Source organism: Dongia sp. P2_B8 (assembly GCF_056404715.1).
On the sequence record NZ_JBFUDM010000005.1, the window covers coordinates 154368 to 176117 of the forward strand.

Below are 21750 nucleotides of genomic sequence, written 5' to 3' on the forward strand. Positions count from 1 at the left end.
GCCGGCATGGATCTGGCTGGTTTGGATTCCCCCCGAACGGCATTTAGTTAAATTCTATTAACTTGTTAATAAGTCCACAAATACACGTTGTCTGGCAAGGGTCTAACCGCATCTTTTGCGGCAGAAAACGCCAGCACCGAGCGTTGCTGCAAGAAAGCAACACAAGCTGACACCCCATCGTGTCTTCAGGGCCGACAGCTGGATGATATTTGCGAGAAACAACGCAATTTCTGGTTTACAATGGGCTTGCTAGCCGTCTCGAAGGCTGCCCGTCGCGTGGGCGCTCAGGGCATGGCAGACGAATTGCTCGGGATATTCAGATAGCAGGCCGGAATTGATGCGAGGCAATGGGAGCAGTGGCCAAAGGTTCAACACCTTCCAGGGGGCCAGCAATTTGTTGGGCCAAATCGCACGTTCGGAGTCGGGTGCGACGGTCATTGAATACGGCATCATCGCCTGCATCATCGCCCTGGGGGTCATTGCTGGGGCGGAAGTCGCCGGGAAAGGCCTCGATCACATGTTCCAGATCATCGGCATTTCGCTCAATACGGCCACCAATGCGGCAGTCAGTTCCACGGGCAATTAGGTTGGCCTCGCGATGGCCGGACTTTAACCGGCCATCTCAATCGCCTGCGTCTATCCCTTCCCAATATTCCATCGTCGCTGACGTCCGGTATCCTTCGCCGGTGAGGCGCACGCCAACCCGGCCGGTGTCGGGATAGACGATCACGTCATGGGGATTGCGCTCGCCGACGAGCACATAGCGGCAGACTGCCTGGCCGCGGTTTATCAGGGCATGCCCCGCTTTCTGCCCGGCCGGAAAGCAGACATAGGAGCCGGCCGACATCTCGAAACTCTCGTCGCCCAGCAGCAGGGTCATGGTGCCTTCCAGCACCATCACATGCTCTTCCTCCAGCATGTGATAGTGCCGCATGTTGGATTGCTGGCCGGGCGCCAGCTCCTCCATCAACACACCGACATGGGACCCGCCGCCAAAGGTGCCGAGCTGCCGGAACTGGCTGCCGAAGCGCCCATGGGCAAATGTCTCAATCGGCACCTCGTCGACCCGGAAGGGCTCGAAGAGGCCAGCCGCATTGGCGGAATTCTGTCGCTGGGTCATCACAGGCACCTGCTTCTTCATATCTTCTTTACCATCCGACGTCGGCGGGCCCTGCCGGCCCTTGCGCCGGCACCATCCGGCCGAATGGCCCCATTTTATCCCATCTGCTGGGGTGAAAAGGATGATTCTCCGGCGGCAGGATCATGAACACAGCCGGAACTGGTGGGGATATCGGGCGTTCGTTCAGGTATGGATGGCGAGTTGCCGCGCATTGTCGGAATTTTTGCAGATATTGACTAGCGCCAATGTTGCGAACAGGCTGTGACTTCATCGCTAAGTTGTTTGCCAGTTTCATGCTGTAGACGCCCAGCTAATGCTGCGGCACATCGCTGAAGCAAGGATTTGCCTTTCATGGCCGCGCCAGACCAAAAGATGAGACCATCATTCGACACCGCCTACTTCATCAGCTTGCTGGGTGAGGTCATTGTCGCGCGGACGACTGAAACAGTCATTATCACAGGCCCCGATATCGACGAAAAGATGGGCCCGACGATTCAGTTTGCCAACGATGCCGTGGAGCGAACCTCTGGTTACCGACCGGATGAGCTCATCGGCAAACGATTGGGTATGTTGTTTGCGCCAGAGATCGTCCCCGGTGTCATAGATGTGCTTCGTACCGCGCAGGAAAGCCGCGAATCCATCATTGTCGAGCAGGAAGCCCGGCATCGCTCAGGCAGCGTTCAATGGCTGGAGTTGAGCACATCGCCCGTCTTCGATAAATCGGGCCAGCTCATCCATTTTGCGCGTCTCGGCCGCGACATCACGGCACGCAAGATCGCCGAACGCAGCCGCGAAACGACACAGCGCCTGTTGGCATCCGTCTTTGGCGTGATCAACGAACCCCTTGTGGTCGCCGACAATGCCGGCAAATTGCTGATGGCCAATACTGCCGTCACGCGGCGCTTGGGGTGGAGCATCTTCGATCTAATGGGGAAGCCCATCACGCAGCTCCTTGCGGAAGCGGACCGGCCCCAATTGATCGACATGATGACCTCCGGCACGGCGCTCGATCAGACCAGGCAGCTGAAGTGCTTTCTCTTGTGCAAAGGGAAGCAGCCGCAGGTTACCGGCGAAATAGAGCTGACCAGCCTGCGTCAGCCGGACGATCAGACCTATCATGTGCTGACATTGCGGATAAAGACGGAGAAGGACGCAGCCGACAAGGAATGGAGCTTTGAGCTCGCGGTACGCGATGCGCTGAAGGGTGACAAAGGTGCCCCATCCCTGGTTGCCGGCAAATTGCAACTCGTCGGCCTGGAAGATGTCCGCAAGTCCCTTGGCGATAAATGGCCGGCGATTGCCGAACGCGCCTTTGCGATCGCGGAAAAGACCATTCAGCGACATCTGCGGCCCGGCGACATTTTCCGGAAATCGACCGATGATGGCTACCTCGTTCTGTTCTCGCAACTGTCCGAAACGGAAGCGCAATTCAAGGCGCGCGCCATTGCCGATGAAATTCGCGAACGGTTGACCGGCGAGGTTCCGGATCTTGCGGAAGCACGAATTGCATCTTTCGCCAGCACGGTTGAGGTCGACGAAGCAGAAGCCGGATCGGAAGAAGAGATTATCGCCTCCATCGAGCGGCGCTTGAAAGAGCAACGCGAACGTGTCGAGGCGGAGTCGAAGGAGACCATGCGCGCGGGCCTTCGCAACTTGAAGATCATGACGGCACACGCGACAGCCGAAAATGGCAAGACAGCCCCCATCACCTTTGTTCGCCTGCCGCAAAAGCTGAAGTCGGCGTCGGACGCCTTGCAGGCACTCGGAATCAGTGCCTATGAATTGGAGACCGAGACTTTCCTGCTCGCCGGTGCGGGCGAGCGCGTCCTGGGTGGTCTCACGCAAAGCGTCGGCGAGCTGATCGTGACGCCGGTGCGCCTTGGCACCTTGTCGCAGCCTCGCCATTCGGAAGCCTGGCTTGGCGTGGCCCGCGCTCTGGGTGATGCCGCCAAACGGCAGATTGTGGTGGAAATTCGCGACATCGCGCGCGACGTTGCCCAATCGCGGCTGACCGATCTGGTGATGCGCATGTCGACCCTGTTCAAATCGATCGCATTCGAATTGCCGACCATCGATCCGGCCTTCATCAGCGTGCTACCGCCCTCCACCCGTATTCTGACGGTGCAATTCGGCCTCATTCCCTGGACACCCGACGGCCAGCCTTCCGCCAATTTCTGCCGGCTGGTAAAGGCGCTCGACGCAAGGCAGCGGCGCCTCATCGTCCGCAACCCGACCACCCCGACCAAGATCGCCAAATTGGCCAAAGCCGGGATTTCCCTCTTCGTCAACGAGTTAAGTTAACGCCATTCTAACCTTTTGTGGCATAATGGCATCGTACGCATCGTGTGGGGGAGGAACAGGCGGGTGCCATGGCTCGTATTCTGATCATCGACGATGAGCAGGACTTCCGGCGCACAGTGCGGGCCTTTCTCGAAGCCGACGGCCACGACGTGTTTGAGGCCGAGAACGGCGTAGCCGGCATGGAGGAATTCCAGAATGTGCGGCCGGAACTTGTCGTTACCGACATCCTGATGCCACACCAGGACGGTGTCGCGACCATCCGCCAGATTCGCAAGATCGATCCCGAGGTCAAGATCATCGCGATTTCGGGCGGTGGGCAGTTTGCCGCCTCGGCCTTTCTCATGATCGCGGATGAAAGCGGCGCCAACAGCAGCCTGGAAAAGCCGTTCCGCCGCAACCGCTTCATGGCAGAGGTCAATCACCTCCTGCCGAAATCACCTAAATAGTATCGAGCTTCTCGCGCATCGGTCCGTTGTTGCCGATGAAATCGACAAAGAACATCAGCTTGTCGACCGTTGTGCCATTCGCGGCCAGCGGCAGGATGATGCTTTCGATGAACAGAAAGTCCTTGTGCGGCCCGACATAAGGCGGGCGCGCAAGCAGCGGCGTGCGCTGAAGGATGACAAGATGGTTGTTCTGCCAGACCATCGAACCTGGCCGCTGGAATGGAATCTCACTCAGCCACTTGCCGGTCCAATCCTGCGCCATGTGGCGGCGCAGCGCCGTTCCCACCAGCCGATAGCGAAAATCGAGCGGATCCTGCTGCACATCCATCAGCATCATGCGCGGCACCAGCCGCGGGACTTCGGTGAGCGGGTCGAGATCCTGGCGCGCTGGCAGCATGACGGGATCAGCGAGCGCGCGCTGTTTGCCCAGCCAATAATCATAGCCGGCCAGGACATAGGATGATGTTATTTCCTCCCGGTCGACCATGCCGCGGTTTACCCCCCGATCAGATCTAACCACTCCTGTTCCGACAATACCACAATGCCAAGCTCGCGTGCTTTGGTGGCCTTGGAACCGGCATCGGATCCGGCAATAAGGTAATCGGTGTTCTTCGAGACGGAGCCCGCAACCTTGGCACCCAGGCTTTCCGCCCGCGCCTTGGCTTCGTTCCTGGTCATGCGCTCTAGCGACCCGGTGAAAACCACCGTCTTGCCAGCCACTTTCGATGCACCGATCTTGGGCGGCACAAAAGCCTGCACCGTGACGAAACCAGCCAGATCATCGACCACGGCACGGTTATGCGGTTCATCGAAGAAGTCGATAAGGTCGGCGCGGATCGACGGACCAACGCGCGCGATCGTCGCGAAATCCTGATAGGCGGCGCTCTCCGGATCCTTGGCCGCCACCATCGCCTCTCGCCACGCATCGAGGGTGAGGTAATGGCGGGCCAGCAGCTTTGCCGTTTCCTCGCCGATCTGTGGAATGCCGAGCGCGTAGATGAATCTTTCCAGCGAGATCTGCCGCCGTGCCTCGATGGCGCGCAGCAGATTGTCGACCGACAATTCGCCCCACCCTTCGCGCGTCAACAGATCATCGCGCTTGTCAACCAGGCGAAACAGGTCGGCTGGCGATTTGATGAGACCATCGGCGAAGAAGGCCTCGATATGCTTGCCGCCCAGCCCATCGATATCGAAGGCCATGCGCGACACGAAATGCCGCAGCCGCTCCACCGCCTGCGCCGGGCAGATGAGGCCACCGGTGCACCGCTTGGCGACCTCGCCCTCTTCGCGCACCGCATGGCTGCCGCAGACCGGGCACGTATCGGGGAAACGATAGGGGCCAGAGCGGCCCTTGCGGTCAGCATCGAGGACCGAGACGATCTGCGGAATGACATCACCGGCACGCTGCACCACGACGCGGTCGCCGACACGGATATCCTTGCGCGCGATCTCGTCTTCATTGTGCAGGGTCGCCCGCGACACCATGACACCGCCGACATTGACCGGCTCCAGCTCGGCAACGGGCGTCAGCACGCCGGTGCGGCCGACCTGGATGGTGATGGCTTTGAGGATCGTGTTGGCCTGTTCGGCCGGGAACTTGTGCGCAATGGCCCAGCGCGGCGCGCGGCCGATGAAGCCCAGGCGCTCCTGCCAATCGACCCGGTCGACCTTGTAGACGACACCGTCGATATCGTAATCGAGCGTCGCGCGGTCATTCTGCACGGATTCATAGAAGGCCAGTGTTTCGCCGAGATCATGTGTCACCCGGCGGCGCGGATTGACCGCAAAGCCCCAGGCGATGAGCTGGTCATTGAGGCCATGCTGGCTGTCCGGCCGCTTCTTCAAATCTTCGACGGCACCAAAGGCATAGGCGAAGAACTGGAGCGGGCGCGATTTGGTGATGCTGGAATCGAGCTGGCGCAGCGATCCTGCAGCGGCATTGCGCGGGTTGGCAAAGACCGGTTCGCCGGCGGCTTCCCGTTCCGCATTGAGTTTCAGGAAGCCTGCCTTGGACATATAGACTTCGCCGCGGATCTCGATGCGGCCCGGATGATTGCCATCCTTCATGCGCGCGGGGATACCCGCCACATGCTTCAGATTGGCGGTGATATCCTCGCCCACGGCCCCATCGCCACGGGTGGCGCCGCGCACGAAGACACCGTCTTCATAGAGCAGGTTGGCTGAGAGCCCGTCGATCTTGGGCTCGGCGGCCAGCGGCACCGCGGTCTCGGCCGGCAGCCCCAGGAAGCGGCGGATGCGGTCGACGAAATCGGTCACATCCTCGGCCGCAAAAGCGTTGTCGAGAGAGAGCATCGGCACCAGATGCGGTACCTTGGCAAAGCCCTGGGCAGGTTCCGCACCTACCTTGTCGGTGGGTGAGTCCGGCAGCTTCAGCTTTGGAAATTTCTTCTCGATCGCTTCGTTGCGCAGCATCAGCGCATCGAATTCCGCGTCCGTGATCTCGGGATCGTCTTTCTGGTAATAGCGCGCACGATGATGCGCGATTTCCTTGGCGAGATGCGCCAGCTCGAACTGCGCTTCCATCTTGTTGAGATCTTCGACCGGCTTCTGTTCCGGCGCTGTCTTGCGCGCCTTGCTCACGCAGCACCCTTCAGCAGCTTGTCCGCCGCCGCCCGCGCCTCGTCACTGATCGTGGCACCCGACAACATGCGGGCGATTTCCTCGCGCCGTGCCTCGGTCGAAAGCGTCGCCACATTGGTGCTGGTGACGCCCTTGGCGACCTTCTTCTCGACCCGCCAATGCTGCGCCCCCAATGCCGCCACCTGTGGCGAATGGGTGATGACCAGCACCTGCAGCTGATCGGCGAGGCGCTTCAACCGCTCGCCCACCGCTGCTGCCGTAGCACCACCGATGCCGGCATCCACTTCGTCGAACACCAGGGTCGGCACCGGCTGGGCGCGCGACAACGAGACCTTGAGCGCCAGCATGAAGCGCGCAAGCTCGCCACCGGACGCGATGCGCTGAATGGGGCCGGGTTCGGCACCGGGGTTGGTCGCGACTTCAAAGGCGATGCGATCGGCACCCGCTTCGCCGAGCTGCGCGTCGGACAAGGCCTCGATGCGCGTGGCAAAGCGTGCCTTCTCCAGTTTCAGCGGCGCCAGTTCCTTGGCGACTGCCGCATCCAGGGTCTTCGCGGCCTTCTGCCGCGCCTGGGTCAGCGTTGCCGCTGCGGCGAGATAGGCCTTGCGCGTCACTGCCGCCTGCGCGGTGAGGCCGGCAATGTCGCCGCTCTTGCCATCGATCAATTGCAGGCGTTGTGCGAGATCCGCCAGAAGCTCCGGCAGCGTGTCGGCACGCACGCGGTGCTTGCGCCCGAGATCACGGAGGAGATGCAACCGCTCCTCAACCTTGTCGAGGCGTGCCGGATCCGCATCCAGCGAGGATTGCAAAGCCTGGATTCCGGCAATGGCATCGCGCAATTCGACGCCAGCCCGCTCCAGCGATCCTGCAACCGCGGCAAGCTCGGGCGCCAGCGCATCGCCCAGTTTGTCGCCAAGGCGTTGCAGGCGGCGTTCGGCGGCGATGAGTGCCCGGTCGGCACCCCGGTCGCCGGCAAGATCCTGATGTGCGGCATTCACCGCCTCGATCACCTGGGCGCCAGCCATCAGCAGCTGGCGTTCCATGGCGAGCTTGGTTTCCTCCTCCGCTTGCGGGTCGGCGAGCTCCAGCTCGGCCACCGCATGGCGCAGGAAATCCTCGTCGGCGCGGGCGCGATTGAGAATTGTTTGCGCCTCCAGAAGGGCGTTTTCGGCGGCTTTCCAGCTCCGAAATGCCTCACTTGTCTTTACAAGTTCGGCCCGGTGCGCGCCAAAACCGTCAAGGAGGTCGCGGTGCGTCGCCGGGTCCAGCAGCCCATGGGATTCGAACTGCCCCTCGATCTCGATGAGGCGCTCGCCCAAGGTCTTCAGGAAGGCAACACTCACCGGCTGGTCGTTGACGAAGGCGCGGCTGCGGCCGTCGCTCCCCAGCTGCCGGCGCAGGATCAAGTTCTCGTCGCGCTCGATCCCCTGCTCGTCGAGGAGGGTGAGGGAATCATGATCGCGCGGCACATGGAATTCAGCAGCGACCATCGCCTGATTGGCACCCTGGCGTACCAGCCCGCTTTCGGCGCGGGCCCCCAGTGCCAGGCCAAGTGCATCCAGCAATATGGACTTGCCGGCACCCGTCTCGCCGGTCAGCACCGTCAGGCCGGGCGCAAAACCGAGCTCCAGCTTTTCGATGAGGACGACATTGTGAATGGTGAGGCCGACCAGCATGGCCTGCCTGTCACGCGTTATTGCGGCGCGGGGATATTGCCCAGCGGGATCTGGAACTGATCGCCGCTCGGCTGGCTCCCCGGGTCGGGATTCATCATGTCGTCGGGCGTATTGGTGGTGAGCGCCGGCCCATCCGACGGAGCCGCCGGCGTTGCGGTTGCCGCTGGCGCACTGCTGGCCGAGGGCAATGGCAGGCCGGTGACCGGATCAACCGGCACCGCATCAGGTGCCGGCGCTTCATCCGGGGCGCTCGGGGCCGATGCCGGCGGTTCGGTCAGGGCCGGTTCCGGGCCAGTTGCCTTGACGGCAGCCGGGTCGACGAGGGCGATAGGCGGTTCGGCCTCATTGCCTTCCGGCGTCATGCCCTTGCTGACCAGCAGATTGTAGGCGTCCTGGTACCAGGGTGTGCCTGGATAGTTATAGCCCAGCACGGCGGTGGTCTTCTGCGCCTCGGCGAACACGCCCAGTGCCACATAGGATTCGGTCAGACGTTCCAGCGCTTCGGGCACATGGCTGGTGGTCTGGAATTTATCGACCACGACCTTGAAGCGGTTGATGGCCGCAAGATACTGGCCGCGCTTCAGATAATAGCGGCCGACATCCATTTCCTTGCCGGCGAGATGGTCGCGCACCAGGTCGAGCTTCACCGTGGCGTCGCGCGAATAGGGCGTGTTCGGGAAGCGCGCGATGACGTCGGACAAGGCGCGCTGGGCAAGTTCCGTATTGCCCTGATCGCGCGTCACATCTTCGATCTGTTCGTAATAGCAGAGTGCGCGCAGATAGAAGGCGTAGGCGGCGCTGCGGTTGCCCGGATGGAGTTCGATGAAGCGTTCGAGCGCCGGGATGGCATCGTCATAGGCGTCGACCAGATAATAGGAATAGGCCGACATCAACTGTGCCTGGGTCGCCCATTTCGAATAGGGATGCTGCCGTTCGACTTCATCGAACAGCTTCGCGGCCTTTTTCGTTTCCCCCTGCTGCAACGCGTCCTTGGCGTTGTTGTAGAGGATTTCGACCGGGGTCTCCGGGATCTCAGGGTCCGGGCTGGAACAAGCGGCCATCAGGTATCCGGCGAAAACGGCCGCAAGAACCCGGGCGACGCTGTTCCGCCAACCGTTTGATTTGTAACCGTTTCGAATCGCCATTTATCCAATTTCCCCGGGGCCGAAGCGGCTGACTATAGGCGGGCGGGGCGTCCCGCTCAAGCCCAAGGGCCGTGTGGGCGGCGGTTTGCCCAAGTTATTGTTTGGCAGGCAAAAAAAGGGGCCTGAGCAGCTTTCGCCACCCAGGCCCTTGAAAGTCTAAAGGCACCTAGAAACGGACCGCCGAAACGGACCGCTACCTAAAACAGACCAGCCTCAATTCGCCTGGCGGCGCAGAAAAGCCGGGATATCCAGCATTTCCTCTTCCTGGCGGTTCTGGCTCAGCCGATCCGTGGGATCGAGATTGAGCGAGGGCTGGATCGGCTGCTGCGGCTGTTCCTGACGGCTGACACGCGGTTCGGGCCGCTGGACTCCTGCCGGCATGGCATCGCGGCCCGGCATCGCGGCCTTGGTCTGACCGGCAAAGCGGCTGGTCATCTTTTCAAACAGGGTCGGGGCCTTTTTACGGGTCTCGGCCTGCATGGTCGGTGCTACCTGCAGGGCCTGGGCCGCCACCGGCTCCGGGGCATATCGCGGCTGCTCGGTCACCGTTGCGACACCCAGCGTGAGACTGGGAGTGAGGCTGGGCATCGGCTGCGGGGCCGGCTGCTGCTGCACGACAGGCTGCGACATGGTCGGTTGCTGGCGGGCTTCCATCGCCGGCGGGGCGACGAAGTTGCCCATCTGGCGCTCAGGAACCTGACGTTCCACGGGCTTGGCGGCGATCCGGTCCAGCGCCGACATTTCGTCGCGCAGGATCGGACGGGCCGGATGAGCCTGCAGCGCGCTCGAGCCCATGGTGGGCGTGATCATGCCGGTATGGCCCATCTGCGGTTGGCTCATGCTGGCCATCGCACGCTGCGCCGATGCCGTCACAGCCTGGACGCCTGCCGACGGCGCGCTCAGTGAGCTGCCGCCGACCGCATCGACCCGGCCGCCATCAGCCTGATAGCCACCGGATTGCGGGTTCGGGTTGCGGGCGACGATGGAGAGGTTGGTACCGCCCATGATGCCGGGACGCGGCTGTACCTGGCTGATGGATTCGATACCGGTCGCCACCACCGAGATGCGGATCTTGCCGTCCAGGGCCTGGTCGAAAGTCGAGCCGAAGATGATGTTGGCATCGGGATCGACCTCGTCGCGGATGCGATTGGCCGCCTCGTCGACTTCGAACAAGGTCATGTCCATGCCGCCGGTGATGTTGATGAGAACGCCGCGGGCGCCCTTCATGCTGACTTCATCGAGGAGCGGGTTGGAGATCGCAGCTTCCGCTGCCGCGATGGCGCGGTTTTCGCCGGTGGCTTCGCCGGTCCCCATCATCGCCTTGCCCATCTCGCTCATGACGGCGCGGATATCCGCGAAGTCGAGGTTGATGAGGCCCGGCATGACCATGAGGTCGGTGACGCCGCGGACACCCGAATAGAGCACTTCGTCGGCCATCTTGAAGGCGTCGGCGAAGGTGGTCTTTTCATTGGCGATGCGGAACAGGTTCTGGTTCGGGATGATGATCAGCGTGTCGACATATTGCTGCAGTTCCTGGATGCCCGATTCCGCGAGACGCATGCGGTGGGCACCTTCGAAATGGAACGGCTTCGTCACCACGCCGACGGTGAGGATGCCCTGCTCGCGGGCGATCTGCGCCACGACGGGGGCGGCACCTGTACCGGTACCACCACCCATGCCGGCGGTGATGAAGGCCATGTTGGAGCCCGCCAATTGCTCGGCGATCTCACGCACGGCTTCCTCGGCCGAAGCGCGGCCGATGTCGGGACGGGCGCCGGCACCGAGACCCTTGGTCACGGTGTTGCCAAGCTGGATGCGGCGTTCGCACAAGCTTTGCTGCAGGGCCTGGGCATCGGTATTGGCAACCATGAACTCGACGCCTTCCAGCTTCGAGCGGATCATGTTGGAAACGGCGTTGCCGCCGGCACCGCCGACACCGATCACGGTGATCTTTGGGCGGATGTCGAACGGGTCTTGGGGCAATGAAAGATTGAGTGTCATTTTAGGTGCCTCCTTTTGAGTTTGCTTATTCGAGTAGCAAGGTCAGTGATCGTCTTAGAAATTATCTTTGAGCCAGGTGCCGAACCGGCCGATGAAGCCGGTAGACGCCTGTTCGCGGGGCTTGCCGGGGCGCATGACATCGGCATCGGTTTCGAGGGCGTAGGAAAGCAGGCCGGACGCGGTTGCAAAGGCCGGGCCGTTGGTCGCATCGGCAAGGCCGTGAATGCGCAGGGGCCTGCCCATGCGCACCTGTTTGTCGAGAACGAGGGCGGAAAGCTCGCGCACACCGGAAAGCTGGCTGGCGCCGCCGGTGAGCACGACGCGGCGGCCGGCCACCTTGTCGAAGCCGGAGCTTTCCAGGCGCGAGCGCACCAGTTCAAAGGTTTCCTCGAGGCGCGGCTGGATGATGCCGATGAGGATCGAGCGCGGAATGGCGTTCATCAGGCCGTTCTCTTCCTCGCCCACCTGCGGCACCTGGATGATCTCGCGCTCATCCGCCGGTGTGGCCAGGCAATTGCCATAGAGCGTCTTCATGCGTTCGGCATGGGAAAGCGGGGTCGAGAGGCCGCGCGCGATGTCGTTGGTGACATGGCCACCGCCGATCGGCACCGAGTCGGTATAGACGACATGGCCATCGAAGAAGACTGCCAGCGACGTCGTGCCGGCGCCCATATCGATGACCGTGACACCAAGATCCATTTCGTCATCCACCAAGGTCGAAAGACCGGACGCGAAAGGCGATACCACGAGCGCCTTGATGTCGAGGTGACATTTTGCAACGCAATTGGTGAGGTTGCGGACAGCACCCGCCGCCGCGGTGATGACATGCATGTCGACGCCGAGTCGCTCGCCGAACATGCCCCTGGGATCGCGGATGCCCTTGGAGCCGTCGATCGAATAGCCGACCGGAATCGAATGAATGAGCCTGCGTTCGGCATTGCCGTTGATCTGGCTGCCATGCATCAGCACACGTTCGAGATCATGTTCGGCGACTTCGCGGCCAGAGAGTGGTACCTCGACGCCGACCGTCTGCGAGGCCGGATAGCCGCCCGACAGGTTGAGCACGACTTCCTGGATGGTTTCGCCAGCCATCTGTTCGGCCGCATGCACGGTCGAGAGCACGGCCATTTCGGCCTGCTCCATGTCGACGATCGAGCCCGCCCGCACACCACGCGAAACCTGATGGCCGATGCCCACGACATTGGGACGGCCGTCTTCGGCGACGCGCGCGATGAAGCAGCAGATCTTGCTGCTGCCGACATCGACGGCAGCGATCAGTCCGTTCTTGGGCGCGATGCGTGGCTTCTTCATGTTCTCTGTCCGCCTCAGCCCGTCAGGTTTCGTTGTTCTTGCCGGCAGGTGCCGACAACGGCGTCGCCGCCGGGGTGAGGATGGCTTTGTCGTCAGGCACCACCTTGTCAGTGGGTACCTTCTTGTCCGATTTCTTCTTGCCGCCTTCGGCATCGTCGGCGACCGCCGGATGCGCCTGGCGCACGACCAGCTTGTCGTCCTGCCTGAGGTCGACGACGCTGATATCCTTGTCGAGCAAATGATGCTGGCGCTCGAGGTCGGCAAAACGCGCCCAAGCCGCCTCCGCCGCCACTTCCGGCAATTTGATGTCGACACCATTATCGAGGCGCAGGTTCCAGCGCCGGTTGCCGACCAGGACCGCCGCGGTGACGCGCTGCTGCAGCGCCGGCTCCAGGGCCAGCATGGCAAAGAGATCGCCGGCCTTTTGCGGGGCCGCTTCGCCAACGATAACCGGCAGCTTGCCAAAGCGCGCCACGTCCTTGACCGCCAGCACGTCACCGGTGCGGCTGACCAGATAGAAGGTGCCCTGCTTCTGCCAGAGAGCCAGCGGTTCGGCTTCGGTCAATGTCACGCGCAAGGTACCCGGCAGCCGCCGCTCCACCACCGCCGATGTCACCCAGGGGAGATCGACGATGCGCTGGCGCGCGGCTTCGAGATCGATGTCGAGGATGGGATCACCCTTGAGGACGCCCAGGGCCAGCATGACATCTTCCTTGGGCGTTTCCTTGCGGCCCTCGACCTCAAGGGTCGTGAGCGCATAGCCGGCATCGGCCGAGGCAGCAACGAAACGCTGGCCGGCCACCGCCGTGAGATAGCTGGTCCAGCCGCTGGTCACGGCCCAATAGCCAAGGCCGCCGACGCCGATGCCGATGCCCAGCACCAGCCCAATCGTCATCAGATGCTTTTCCAGCGCCGATTTCGGACGCTTGCGCACGGGCACGCGCTGCGTCGAGCTGATCGGGCGCTTCCTCAGCATGCCGCCCGCCATCGGCATGGCGGCGGCCGCAGCACCTTTATGAGCGCTCACGCGTCGCATGCAGCGTGCTCCACCATCCAGGAAACCAGTTGCGGATAGGAAATGCCGGCGTGCCGGCCCATTTCGGGCACCAGGCTGAGCTCGGTCATGCCCGGCTGGGTGTTGGTTTCCAGCAGATAGATCTCGCCAACACCACCGCTGCCGGTATCGTCGTAGCGGAAGTCCGAGCGCGACACGCCACGGCAGCCCAGGGCCTGATGTGCCGCCACCGCCATGCGCTGGCATTCGGCATAGACGTCGGCCGGCAGCGGCGCCGGAATCAGGTGGTCGGTCATGCCGCCGGTATATTTGTTGGCGTAATCGTAGAAACCCGAGTGCGGGCGCAGTTCCGTGACCGCCATGGCCTTGTCGCCCATGACGCCACAGGTCAGTTCGCGGCCCGGGATGAAACGTTCCACCAGCACCACGTCGCCGAACGGCCAATCGATGCCGGCAAAGGGTTTTGCATTGTCGCCCGTCTTGACGATGGTGACGCCGACGCTGGAGCCCTCGTTGAACGGCTTCACGACATAGGGGCGCGGCATCGGATCGCCGGCCACCAGTTCGGCACGACCGAGCAGCTTACCCTGCGGCACGCGCAGGCCCGCTGCTTCAAAGAGACGCTTCGCCACCGGCTTGTCCATGGCGAGCGACGAGGCCATCAGGCCGGAATGGGTGTAGGGAATCTTCAGCAGATTGAGGACGCCCTGGATGTTGCCGTCTTCGCCGAAGCGGCCATGAAGGGCATTGAAGACCACGTCAGGGCGCTGCGCCTTGAGCCCGGCAATGACCGAGCCGAGATCAGAGCCGGCATCGAGGGTCTCGACCGCGTAGCCTGCTTCCTTGAGGGCAGCCGCGCAATTGGCGCCGGAGGCCAGGGAGACCTCGCGCTCAGCCGACAAACCACCCATCAGAACCGTTACGCGCTTCATACTCAAAACCACTCCAACGTCTTCAAGCTTCAGATTTCGGGGCAATGGCGAGCTGGCTGTCCGCCGGCACGCCGATGCGTTTGATTTCCCAGGCGAGCTCGATGCCGCTCGTCTCTTTCACGCGGCGGCGAACCGTCTCACCCAGATTCTCGATGTCGGCCGCGGTGGCGCCGCCGGTGTTGATCAGGAAGTTGCAATGTTTCTCGGACACCATGGCGCCACCCACGGCAAGGCCACGGCAGCCGGCCTGGTCGACCAGTTGCCAGGCCTTCTGGCCCACGGGGTTGACAAAGGTGCTGCCACCCGTGCGCGCCCGCACCGGCTGGCTTTCTTCGCGCGCCGCCTGAATTTCGTTGAGGCGCTGCTGAATGATCGCGGGATCGCCGGCATGGCCCGCGAGTTCCACCCCGCAGAAAATCCAATCATCGGGCACGGCGCTATGGCGATAGGTGAAGCCCAGCGCCTGCTTGTCGAGGCGGTGGAGCGTGCCGGCCCGGTCGAGGGCGGTCGCCGTCACCAGCACCTGCGAAAGATCGCTGCCATAGGCACCGGCATTCATGCGGCAGGCGCCGCCGATGGTGCCCGGGATGCCGGACAGGAATTCGAGGCCGGCGATGCCGGCACCGCGGGCGGCCAGGGCCACATTGAGATCGAGCGCCGATGCGCCGGCATAGACATGCTGGCCTTCGGTGCGGATTTCAGCAAAGGCGCGGCCCAAACGAATGACGACACCTGGAATGCCGCCATCGCGCACCAGCAGGTTGGACCCGACGCCGAGCACCGTGATGGCGACATCTTCCGGGCAGTTGGCCAGAAAGGTCTGCAGATCGGCGACATCGGCCGGCTTGAACAGAACTTCCGCCGGACCACCGACGCGGAACCAGGTGACATTGGCCAGGCTCGCACCTTCGCTCAGCCGGCCGCGCACAGCGGGCAGTCTTTCGAGCAGGGTCGACTGTCTGGTCATGGCCGTCCTCATCACTTCGCCTCGAGCAGTGGTTTGAGTTCAGCGGGCAGCGCATGCGCCCAGGTGGTGATGGTGCCGGCACCCAGGCACACGACGAGATCGCCGGCATGGACCAGCGGCGCCACCATGGCGGCAAGATCCTTGGGGTCGGCGAGATGTTCGACATGGCGATGGCCGCGCTCACGCAGGCCCTGGACCAGGGCCGGGCCATTGACGCCTTCGATCGGCGCCTCGCCGGCGGCATAGACGTCGGCGATGATGACATGGTCGGCATCGTTGAAGCAGGTGCAGAAATCCTCGAACAGATTCTGCAGGCGCGAATAGCGGTGCGGCTGCATGACGGCGATGACCTTGCCGGGTGCCGTGACGCTCGCCGTCGCTTGGCGGGCAGCCTTCAAGACCGCGCTGATTTCCACCGGGTGATGACCGTAATCGTCGATGACCGTGACGCCGGCCACTTCGCCGGTACGGGTGAAGCGGCGCTTCACGCCACCGAAGCCGGCAAGGCCCTTGCGCAGCGTGTCGTCATCGACGCCCATTTCGTTGGCGACGGCGATGGCGGCCAGGCTGTTCTGGACATTGTGCTGGCCGACCATGGGCAGGCGCATGCCCTTGATCTCGCGTTCGGTCTCGCGGAAACGGTCGCTGACCACGACGGTGAAGGTCGAGCCGGAGGGCGCCATTTCCAGATCCGTGGCGCGGATATCAGCCTGCGGCGAGAAACCGTAGGTGATGATGCGGCGGTCGGCCAAACGCGGGATCATCGCCTGCACCACCGGATGATCGATGCAGAGTGCCGCGAAGCCATAGAAGGGGATGTTCTTGACGAATTCCTCGAAGGCACGGTTCATCGCCTCGACCGAGCCATAATGGTCGAGATGTTCCGGGTCCATGTTGGTGACGATGGCGATGGTGGCCGGCAATTTCACGAAAGTACCGTCGCTCTCATCCGCCTCGACCACCATCCAGTCGCCGGCGCCCAGCCGCGCGTTGGTGCCGTAATTGTTGATGATGCCGCCATTGATGACGGTGGGATCGAATCCGCCGGCTTCAAGGAGCGCTGCCACCAGCGAGGTGGTCGTGGTCTTGCCATGCGTGCCGCCGATGGCGACCGACCATTTGAGGCGCATGAGCTCGCCCAGCATTTCAGCACGGCGCACCACGGGGAGGAGTTTGGCTCGTGCCGCCAGCACTTCCGGATTGTCGGGCTTCACCGCCGAGGAGATGACGATGACCGCGGCGTCCGCGAGATTCTCGGCGCGGTGGCCGATCTCGACCGGGATGCCTTTGTCCTTGAGGCGCTTGGTGTTGTAGCTGTCGGCAATGTCCGAGCCGCGCACCTTGTAGCCGAGATTGTGCAGAATTTCGGCAATGCCGCTCATGCCAATGCCGCCGATGCCGACGAAATGGATGACGCCAATGTCGAGTGGTAGGGCGCGCATCACGCAGTCTCCGCTTGAAGGTCTTTTTGCCGGGCCTGAGGCACGAGGCCGATCACCACATCCGCGAGGCGCTCGGCGGCATCGCGCCTACCGAGCTTGCGCGCCGCCACCGCCGCCAGATCGAGGCGGTCGGGATGACTGAGGATTGTGGTCAGGCGCTCGGCGATCGAGGCCGGCGACATGGCTGATTCGGTGAGGACCCAGCCTGCGCCCGGCCCTTCGAGGGCACGGGCATTGGCCAGTTGGTGATCGTCGATGGCGCCCGGGAGCGGCACCATCAGTGACGGGCGGCCGGCGGCGGTGAGTTCCGTCACCGTCGAGGCGCCAGCGCGGCACAGCACCAGATGGGCTGCTGCAAGGCGCGCCGGCATGTCGTCAAAGAAGGGCTTCAGCTCAACGGTGAGACCTGTGGCGCGGTAGGCGTCAGCCACACCGGCGAGATCTTCCGGGCGGCATTGCTGCACGATGCGCAGGCGGTTGCGCAACTCGCTCGAGATAAGCGCGATGCCGGCCGGCACATGGCGCGAGAAGGCGCGGGCACCCAGGCTGCCACCGAAGATGAGGAGATTGACCGGCTCAAAGCCGCGCGGTGCCCGGTAGGGCTGGTCGGCGAGGGCTGCAATGGCCGGGCGCACCGGATTGCCGGTGACGATCCGCTTCTCCGCCGGCAAATCGTCAAAGAAGCGCACCTTCGGGAAGCTCAAGGCCACCTTGTTGGCGCGCTTCATCAGGAACCGGTTGGCGCGGCCAGCCACGGCATTCTGTTCATGGAGCACGGTCCGGCTTTCGCGCTGCTGGGCGGCCAGCAAGGGCGGCACGGACGGATAGCCGCCGAAGCCCACCGTCACCACCGGGTCGAGGCGCTTGATGAGGCTGCGGCATTGGAAGTAGCCCAGCCCCAAGCGCACGATGTTCTTGAGCTTGGGCACGATGCCCTTGCCGGCGACACCGCCCGACGACACATGGTGGACAGCGACCTCCGGCAGGCGGTTGCCGAAACCCTGGCCGCGCTCGTCGGTGATGAGATCGACGCGGCAGCCGCGGCGCAGCAAGGCTTCCGCCAGCGCTTCGGCCGGGAACATGTGACCGCCAGTGCCACCGGCCGCCAGCACGATCTGGATGCGGTTGTCGTTTGCAAGTTTGTTGGGCGCGATCATGGCTCGACGCTCCCCGGGAAGCGCCGGCGGGTGAGCGCCAGCAGCATGCCGACGCCAAGGCCGATGGCCACGATCGACGAGCCGCCGTAGGAGATGAACGGCAAGGTCATGCCCTTGGTCGGCATGAGATGGAGGGTGGACGCCATGTTGACGATCGCCTGCAGGCCGAACGAGGTGATGAGGCCGGTCGCTGCCAGGATGATGAAATGATTATGCTCGCCCAGGAGCCGCGACAAGGACCGCAGCACGATGAAGGCAAAGAGCGCCACCAGGATCAGGCAGACGATGAGCCCGAATTCTTCGCCGGCCACAGCAAAGACGAAATCGGCATGGGCATCGGGCAGCACCAGCTTCACCGATCCTTCGCCGGGACCCTTGCCGTAGAGCCCGCCATTCTGGAATGCCTCCAGGGCGCGGTCGATCTGGTAATTGTCGCCGGAGGCCGGATTGAAGAATTGGTCGATGCGATCGGTGACGTGCGGCAGCACGAAATAGGCGGCAACCAGACCGGCTGCACCCGCCCCCACCAGCAGCAGCACCCAGAAGATCGGCAGGCCGGCGATGAAGAATTGCGCGGCCCAGGTCGCGGTCACCACCGCCGTCATGCCGAGATCCGGCTGTTTCAGCAGCACGGTGACGACGGCAAGATAGGCGCCCATGGCGATGATATTGCCGGGAATGCCGGGCGAGGTCTTCTGCAGCGAGAACATCCAGGCGGCAAAGACTGCAAAGCAGGGCTTCAGGAACTCCGAGGGCTGCAGCGACAGGGGGCCGACCGAGATCCAGCGCGTGGCACCCTTGATCTCGACACCCGCGAACAAGGTCAAGACAGTAAGTGCAAAGAAGACGAAGAACAGGATAACACCGAGGCGGCGTACCTGCTTTGCAGACAGCATGGAGATGAAGACGACTGTGCCGAGTGCCAGCGGCAACATCGCATAATGACGCCGCACCAGGGCAAAGCTGTCCATGCCGATGCGTGTGGCGACGGCGGGACTGGCGGCCAGCACCAGGATCGCCCCCATGAAGGCCAAGGCGATGACGGCCGCCAGCATCCAGCGGTCGACGGTCCACCACCATTGAGCCACCATGCTGCGATCGGTGCGCGCAAACCCTCTCATGCGGCCCCCTTTTTCGCAGCCAGATCCTCGATGAGGGCACGGAAGCGGTTACCGCGAATCTCGAAGTTCGGATATTGGTCGAAGGAGGCGCAGGCTGGCGACAGCAGGACGACGGCGCCAGGCTTCTTGTCACGCTGTGCCATCGCATGGGCGTCGGCCACGGCCTTTTCCAACGACCCGCTCATGGTCGTCGGGAATGCGCGGTTGATCTGCTTCCCAAAGGCAGAGGCCGCCTCGCCAATCAGGAAGCCATGGCGGATCTTGCCGTAATAGGGTTCGAGGCCGGCAAGGCCACCTTCCTTGGCGCGGCCACCGAGGATCCAATAGATATTGTCATAGCAGGCGAGCGCCTTTTCGGCGGCGTCGGCGTTGGTCGCCTTGCTGTCGTTGATGTAGCGAATGCCCTGGAGTGTCGCGACCAGTTCCTGGCGATGGGCGAGGCCCGGATAGCTCTGGAAGCCAGCGACGATCTCTTCCGCCGAGAGGCCCAGCGCCTTGCAGGCCACGTAAGCTGCAGCGGCATTCTGCCAATTATGCTTGCCCGGCAAGGCCGCGATGGTCTTGAGGTCGAGTACATTCCTGGGCTCGCCGCGGATCGCATCGACGAGCTGACCGTCCTTGGTCACATGGGCACCGTTCTTGACGGCTGTCTCGGCCGAGATCGGAATGAGGCGCCGGCCCTTATCGGCAAGTGCCGTCAGAGTTGCACGGCTGGGCGCATCATCCTGGCCCACGATGCCGATGCTGGAAGCACCCTTGGGCCGCAGGAGTGATTGCTTGGAAGCGATGTAGCCGTCCATGCCGCCATGGCGGTCGAGATGATCGGGCGTGATGTTCAACAGGATGGCGATGTCGGCGATCGGCGACGGGGTGATGTCGAGCTGATAGGAGGACAGTTCCAGCACATAGATGCCGTCATGGCCGACAGGTGCCAGCGACAGGGCCGCCTGGCCGAGATTGCCGCCCACTTCGACACGGCGGCCGGCCGATTTCAGCACATGGGCGATGAGGGTCGTCGTCGTCGACTTGCCGTTGGTGCCGGTGATGCAAACGAAGCGCGCCTGCGGCTGCGCCTGAGCCAGCAATTCGATGTCGGAGACGATCGGTTTGCCGGCAGCCTTTGCAGCGGCCGCCACCGGATGCGGCGTCGGGAAGGTGGTGGGGATGCCCGGGCTCATCAACAGCGCATCGATCGATGACCAATCGGCATTCCGGAGGTCAAAGAGGATGTCGGCGGGTGCTGCCGCGCGGGCGGTTTCGGAATCGTCCCAGGCCAGCACATGGGCCCCCGACGCGATCAGCGTCTCCGCCGTCGCAGCACCAGAACGGCCGAGACCAAGCACCGCGAAGGTGTGGCCGGCAATTCCAGGAATGCGCAAGGCGAGGTCGCTCATCTCGTGCCTACCTCAACTTCAACGTGGCAAGGCCGACCAACGCGAGGACGGCTGCCACGATCCAGAAACGGATGACGATGGTGGGTTCGGCGAGGCCCTTCTTTTCATAGTGATGATGCAGCGGCGCCATGCGGAAGACGCGCTTGCCGGTCAATTTGAAGCTCATCACCTGCACGATGACCGAGACGGTTTCCAGCACGAAGAGACCGCCGATGATGGCCAGCACCAGTTCATGCTTGGTGATGACGCTGATGGCACCCAGGGCGCCACCCATGCTCAAGCTGCCGGTATCGCCCATGAACACCATGGCCGGCGGCGCGTTGAACCAGAGGAAGCCGAGACCGGCACCGCAGAGCGCGCCACAGAAGACGGCGAGCTCGCCAGAGCCCGGCACGAAATGGAGCTGCAGGTAATCTGCAAACACGAGATTGCCGACCAGATAGGCGATGAGCGCAAAGCAGGCGGCGGCGATCATCACCGGCACGGTCGCAAGACCATCGAGCCCGTCGGTGAGATTGACGGCGTTGGAGGCACCCATCATCACCAAGGCACCGAACGGCAGGAACCCGACGCCCAAGGGGATGAGCACGTCCTTGAAGAAGGGCAAGGCCACGCTGGTGGCGATGGCCGGCGGCTGGTGGGCAACGATGATCGCCGTGGCGACGAGGCCAATGAGACCCTGGGCGACCAGCTTGAAGCGGCCGTTGAGGCCCTTGGTGTTGCGCTTGGTCAATTTCAGGAAATCGTCGGCAAAGCCGATGCTGCCATAACCGATGGTGACGAACAGAACGACCCAGACATAGATGTTGGCAAGGTCGGCCCAGAGCAGGGTCGTGATGCTGGCCGAGAGCAGGAACATCAGGCCACCCATGGTGGGTGTCCCCTTCTTGGTCAGCAGATGGCTCTCGGGTCCATCGCTGCGGATCGGCTGGCCTTCGCGCTGCAGCTTCTTCAGCCAGCGGATCATGCCGGGGCCGATCACCAGGGTCAGGAAAAAGGCAAACAGGATCGAACCGCCGCTCCGGAAGGTGAGGTAACGGAACAGATTGAAGATCCTGAGATCTTCGGCCAACGGTGCGAGCAGATTATAGAGCATGCCTCCCCTTCACTTCCCCTGCGAG

General features: G+C 63.0%; 18 protein-coding genes. 3 read left to right on the top strand and 15 right to left on the bottom strand.

Annotated features, from left to right (window positions below):
• The first annotated feature begins 394 nt into the window (after positions 1-394).
• A complete protein-coding gene (locus tag AC1DWZ_RS15965; RefSeq protein ID WP_477169909.1) occupies positions 395-586 on the top strand; it encodes a Flp family type IVb pilin in 192 nt (63 codons plus the stop codon).
• 36 nt (positions 587-622) lie between these two features.
• Here AC1DWZ_RS15965 and AC1DWZ_RS15970 read toward each other — a convergent pair whose 3' ends face one another.
• Entirely contained in the window at positions 623-1120 is a 498-nt protein-coding gene (locus tag AC1DWZ_RS15970) for a cupin domain-containing protein (protein WP_477169910.1), read from the bottom strand.
• Positions 1121-1471: 351 nt separating this feature from the next.
• Here AC1DWZ_RS15970 and AC1DWZ_RS15975 point away from each other — a divergent pair, with 351 nt between their 5' ends.
• Positions 1472-3421 (top strand): PAS domain-containing protein, encoded by a 1950-nt coding sequence (locus AC1DWZ_RS15975; RefSeq protein WP_477169911.1) that lies wholly within the window; start codon positions 1472-1474, stop codon positions 3419-3421.
• Between the two features lie 68 nt (positions 3422-3489).
• The gene (locus tag AC1DWZ_RS15980) at positions 3490-3867 is read left to right on the top strand and encodes a response regulator (protein ID WP_477169912.1); all 378 of its coding nucleotides are present in this window, start codon (positions 3490-3492) and stop codon (positions 3865-3867) included.
• Here the strand turns inward: AC1DWZ_RS15980 and AC1DWZ_RS15985 are convergent.
• The 14 genes from AC1DWZ_RS15985 to mraY all read right to left on the bottom strand — a co-directional run bounded on the left by AC1DWZ_RS15985 (position 3860) and on the right by mraY (position 21725).
• Positions 3860-4354 carry a PAS domain-containing protein gene (locus AC1DWZ_RS15985; RefSeq protein WP_477169913.1) on the bottom strand — a complete coding sequence of 165 codons (495 nt, stop codon included), beginning with the start codon at positions 4352-4354 and terminating at the stop codon, positions 3860-3862. The genes AC1DWZ_RS15980 and AC1DWZ_RS15985 overlap by 8 nt on opposite strands.
• A gap of 8 nt (positions 4355-4362) precedes the next feature.
• Positions 4363-6411, bottom strand: a complete 2049-nt coding sequence (ligA, locus tag AC1DWZ_RS15990; protein ID WP_477170084.1) for an NAD-dependent DNA ligase LigA — start codon at positions 6409-6411, stop codon at positions 4363-4365.
• Between the two features lie 53 nt (positions 6412-6464).
• Entirely contained in the window at positions 6465-8144 is a 1680-nt protein-coding gene (gene recN, locus AC1DWZ_RS15995) for a DNA repair protein RecN (protein ID WP_477169914.1), read from the bottom strand.
• Between the two features lie 17 nt (positions 8145-8161).
• The gene (locus AC1DWZ_RS16000) at positions 8162-9289 is read right to left on the bottom strand and encodes an outer membrane protein assembly factor BamD (protein ID WP_477169915.1); all 1128 of its coding nucleotides are present in this window, start codon (positions 9287-9289) and stop codon (positions 8162-8164) included.
• Between the two features lie 213 nt (positions 9290-9502).
• Complete coding sequence (ftsZ, locus tag AC1DWZ_RS16005) at positions 9503-11290, bottom strand: cell division protein FtsZ (protein ID WP_477169916.1); 1788 nt, start codon at positions 11288-11290, stop codon at positions 9503-9505.
• 54 nt (positions 11291-11344) lie between these two features.
• Entirely contained in the window at positions 11345-12601 is a 1257-nt protein-coding gene (ftsA, locus tag AC1DWZ_RS16010; protein ID WP_477169917.1) for a cell division protein FtsA, read from the bottom strand.
• 22 nt (positions 12602-12623) lie between these two features.
• On the bottom strand, positions 12624-13628 hold the full coding sequence (locus AC1DWZ_RS16015) for a cell division protein FtsQ/DivIB (RefSeq protein ID WP_477169918.1): 1005 nt from the start codon (positions 13626-13628) through the stop codon (positions 12624-12626).
• Positions 13625-14548, bottom strand: coding sequence for a D-alanine--D-alanine ligase (locus AC1DWZ_RS16020; RefSeq protein WP_477169919.1), 924 nt, complete (start codon positions 14546-14548; stop codon positions 13625-13627). Before AC1DWZ_RS16020 ends, AC1DWZ_RS16015 begins: the two co-directional genes overlap by 4 nt.
• A 22-nt stretch (positions 14549-14570) precedes the next feature.
• Positions 14571-15527: a UDP-N-acetylmuramate dehydrogenase gene (gene murB, locus AC1DWZ_RS16025; RefSeq protein ID WP_477169920.1), complete on the bottom strand. Its 957-nt coding sequence runs from the start codon at positions 15525-15527 to the stop codon at positions 14571-14573.
• A complete protein-coding gene (gene murC / locus AC1DWZ_RS16030; protein ID WP_477169921.1) occupies positions 15527-16957 on the bottom strand; it encodes a UDP-N-acetylmuramate--L-alanine ligase in 1431 nt (476 codons plus the stop codon). Before murC ends, murB begins: the two co-directional genes overlap by 1 nt.
• Entirely contained in the window at positions 16957-18114 is a 1158-nt protein-coding gene (murG, locus tag AC1DWZ_RS16035) for an undecaprenyldiphospho-muramoylpentapeptide beta-N-acetylglucosaminyltransferase (RefSeq protein ID WP_477169922.1), read from the bottom strand. The genes murC and murG overlap by 1 nt, the downstream gene beginning before the upstream one ends.
• Entirely contained in the window at positions 18111-19235 is a 1125-nt protein-coding gene (locus AC1DWZ_RS16040; RefSeq protein WP_477169923.1) for an FtsW/RodA/SpoVE family cell cycle protein, read from the bottom strand. Before AC1DWZ_RS16040 ends, murG begins: the two co-directional genes overlap by 4 nt.
• Positions 19232-20629, bottom strand: coding sequence for a UDP-N-acetylmuramoyl-L-alanine--D-glutamate ligase (murD, locus tag AC1DWZ_RS16045; protein ID WP_477169924.1), 1398 nt, complete (start codon positions 20627-20629; stop codon positions 19232-19234). The genes AC1DWZ_RS16040 and murD overlap by 4 nt, the downstream gene beginning before the upstream one ends.
• A gap of 7 nt (positions 20630-20636) precedes the next feature.
• Positions 20637-21725, bottom strand: coding sequence for a phospho-N-acetylmuramoyl-pentapeptide-transferase (mraY, locus tag AC1DWZ_RS16050; RefSeq protein ID WP_477169925.1), 1089 nt, complete (start codon positions 21723-21725; stop codon positions 20637-20639).
• Positions 21726-21750 lie beyond the last annotated feature (25 nt).

Bases quoted from the DNA above. Each gene is read 5' to 3' on its own strand.
- AC1DWZ_RS16040 (WP_477169923.1), bottom strand. From the start codon at position 19,235: ATGAGAGGGTTTGCGCGCACCGATCGCAGCATGGTGGCTCAATGGTGG.
- murC (WP_477169921.1), bottom strand. From the start codon at position 16,957: ATGCGCGCCCTACCACTCGACATTGGCGTCATCCATTTCGTCGGCATC.
- mraY (WP_477169925.1), bottom strand. From the start codon at position 21,725: ATGCTCTATAATCTGCTCGCACCGTTGGCCGAAGATCTCAGGATCTTC.
- ftsA (WP_477169917.1), bottom strand. From the start codon at position 12,601: ATGAAGAAGCCACGCATCGCGCCCAAGAACGGACTGATCGCTGCCGTC.
- murB (WP_477169920.1), bottom strand. From the start codon at position 15,527: ATGAGGACGGCCATGACCAGACAGTCGACCCTGCTCGAAAGACTGCCC.
- AC1DWZ_RS16000 (WP_477169915.1), bottom strand. From the start codon at position 9,289: ATGGCGATTCGAAACGGTTACAAATCAAACGGTTGGCGGAACAGCGTC.
- AC1DWZ_RS15980 (WP_477169912.1), top strand. From the start codon at position 3,490: ATGGCTCGTATTCTGATCATCGACGATGAGCAGGACTTCCGGCGCACA.
- ligA (WP_477170084.1), bottom strand. From the start codon at position 6,411: ATGGAAGCGCAGTTCGAGCTGGCGCATCTCGCCAAGGAAATCGCGCAT.
- murG (WP_477169922.1), bottom strand. From the start codon at position 18,114: ATGATCGCGCCCAACAAACTTGCAAACGACAACCGCATCCAGATCGTG.
- murD (WP_477169924.1), bottom strand. From the start codon at position 20,629: ATGAGCGACCTCGCCTTGCGCATTCCTGGAATTGCCGGCCACACCTTC.
- AC1DWZ_RS15975 (WP_477169911.1), top strand. From the start codon at position 1,472: ATGGCCGCGCCAGACCAAAAGATGAGACCATCATTCGACACCGCCTAC.
- AC1DWZ_RS15985 (WP_477169913.1), bottom strand. From the start codon at position 4,354: ATGGTCGACCGGGAGGAAATAACATCATCCTATGTCCTGGCCGGCTAT.
- ftsZ (WP_477169916.1), bottom strand. From the start codon at position 11,290: ATGACACTCAATCTTTCATTGCCCCAAGACCCGTTCGACATCCGCCCA.
- AC1DWZ_RS16020 (WP_477169919.1), bottom strand. From the start codon at position 14,548: ATGAAGCGCGTAACGGTTCTGATGGGTGGTTTGTCGGCTGAGCGCGAG.
- AC1DWZ_RS15970 (WP_477169910.1), bottom strand. From the start codon at position 1,120: ATGACCCAGCGACAGAATTCCGCCAATGCGGCTGGCCTCTTCGAGCCC.
- recN (WP_477169914.1), bottom strand. From the start codon at position 8,144: ATGCTGGTCGGCCTCACCATTCACAATGTCGTCCTCATCGAAAAGCTG.